We start from the raw sequence: 2138 nt of genomic DNA on the forward strand, positions 1-2138 counted from the left end.
GACTTCATCATTCCAAGCCTCGAAACCAAATGATCAGGAATTGTGCAACAAGCCGGTGCTCGAATGATTTCGCGCCTTACGCTTCGGGACGATCGTCGAGACTGGTTGCCTATTTTCAGTCCTGAAAAACAATCAAATCGAACAAGCCATGCCGAGTTATTTCGGGCGGAAGGCTGTTACAGCAGGTTTTCCGTCACCCCGGGAGTTCCAGTGGAAGTTGAGCCTTATATCCTGATCCTGACCGGGGCCGGTCTGCTGATCCTTCTGCTGGCCTGGTTGCCCATGCTCCTCAAGGAGCTGCCGCTCTCGCTGCCCATCCTCTGCGTGGCGGTAGGTTTCGTGCTGTTCCACTACTGGGCTCCCGGTGACGAGCCCCACCCGCTCCGCTACCCCGAGATCACGGAGCGGCTGGCCGAGCTGGTGGTTATCGTGTCCCTGACGGGCTGTGGCCTCAAACTCGACCGCCCTCTGGGATGGAGAAGCTGGATGATTACCTGGCGGCTCCTGAGCATCGTCATGCCGCTGTGCATCGTGGCGCTGGCGATCCTGGGCTGGACGATGCTGGGCCTCTCGGTCGCGGCTTGCGTGCTGATCGGTGCCGTAATGGCCCCCACCGATCCTGTGCTGGCCGCCGACGTCCAGGTCGGGCCGCCAAGCTCCGGCGAGGAGGACGAGGTTCGCTTCAGCCTGACCTCGGAGGCCGGCCTCAACGACGGCCTGGCATTTCCTTTCACCAACCTGGCGATCGCCATCGCGATCCATGGCATAGCACCGGGCGCTTGGACGCTCGAGTGGCTCGCTGTCGATCTCATTTGGAAAATCGCGGCCGGAGTTGCGGTTGGCTGGGGCATTGGCTGGGCTCTCGGGCACGCCACCTTCCGCCTGCCCAACCGGGCCAAGATCTCACGTACCGGGCATGGCTTCTTGGCGCTCGCCATCACGTTCCTCTCCTATGGCGTGACGGAGATCGTCCACGGCTACGGCTTCCTTGCGGTCTTCGTGGCGGCTGTTTCCTTCCGGCGGACAGAACAGGACGACCGCTACCACAGCCGGCTGCACGATTTCGCCGATGAGATCGAGCGACTGCTGATGCTGTTGGTGCTGGTGCTATTCGGTGGCGCTCTAGGCGAAGGGCTGCTGAACGCCCTGACCTGGGACATGATGGTGGCCGGTCTCGCCTTCATCTTCCTGGTGCGGCCGATTGCGACCCTGATCGGCATGTGGGGGATGGGGCGATCGTTTGGTGAAACACTCGCCATCGGCTTTTTTGGGATCCGCGGTGTAGGCTCGCTCTACTATGTTGCCTACGCCCTTAATCACGCCGACTGGCCGGAAGCGGAGGCAATCTGGGCCTTCGCTGCTTTCGTGATGGTATTCTCAATATTCCTGCACGGAACGACTGTAACGTTCTGCATGCAGGCACTCGACCGCCGACGCAAACGTGCGGCGAAGCGGAAGGATGACACTGGCCTGGAGGAGCGTCAAACTGCTGAGTGATAAGCAAAGTAAGTTATAGTAAGCTTATTAAAAGGTGATCTTCCTGGGTTTCGGGGTGGTGGCGGTTTGATCATGCGACCAGGGCGGCAACGAGGCACCGAGCAGGGCTTTGCCGCGCTGGCGGGTATTGTGGACGAATTGAAAGAAGCCCAGGTAGACGGGCAGCTTCTCCTGGGAAATGCCGCGGTGCGGGCCAGCCAGGGAAGGTTTCACAACGTAACGGTGGATTTTAAGAAATATTGAGGTGATGCTTCTGGGCAATAGGCAGGCGTCGCATCTTGGGCTTGGCTTGGCGATTGACATGTAGATGGGCGAACAGGGCCATGCGCCGGTCGATCATCGCGCCGGATCGCGACACCACGATGGAGCGGCGACGGCACGAGGCCACCCAGTGCCGCTGGCGACCATTGTTGCGCTCCAGGCGGACACTTTCATCCTTGCCCCAGTGTGTTGCACGGATGGGCGGGATGGCGTAGGAGGCGATCTGTTTCGATGCTCCGGATCCTGCCTTCATGCCGCATAAATACAACACTGCTCGCCGCCACCATATTGCGCGGCCGAAGCGGCGGGTGACGAATTGGTCAGCGTATAACGAGGCGCTGCGGCAGCGGGGCAGTCTGACCGTGTGGTTTACGGATGAA

General features: G+C 60.4%; 2 protein-coding genes and 1 pseudogene. 2 read left to right on the forward strand and 1 reads right to left on the reverse strand.

Going from position 1 to position 2138, the window contains the following annotated elements; genetic code table 11:
* The first annotated feature begins 63 nt into the window (after positions 1-63).
* Together AC5JJ6_RS10915 and AC5JJ6_RS10920 are read left to right on the forward strand one after the other, a co-directional pair.
* Positions 64-1497, forward strand: coding sequence for a cation:proton antiporter (locus AC5JJ6_RS10915; protein WP_496042056.1), 1434 nt, complete (start codon positions 64-66; stop codon positions 1495-1497).
* 66 nt (positions 1498-1563) lie between these two features.
* Positions 1564-1740, forward strand: a complete 177-nt coding sequence (locus AC5JJ6_RS10920) for a hypothetical protein (protein WP_496042057.1) — start codon at positions 1564-1566, stop codon at positions 1738-1740.
* Here the strand turns inward: AC5JJ6_RS10920 and AC5JJ6_RS10925 are convergent.
* Positions 1727-2138 (reverse strand): annotated as a pseudogene (locus AC5JJ6_RS10925) (hypothetical protein); the annotation flags it as partial. The gene AC5JJ6_RS10920 and the pseudogene AC5JJ6_RS10925 overlap by 14 nt on opposite strands.

The sequence above is a fragment of the Skermanella sp. genome (genome assembly GCF_059503625.1).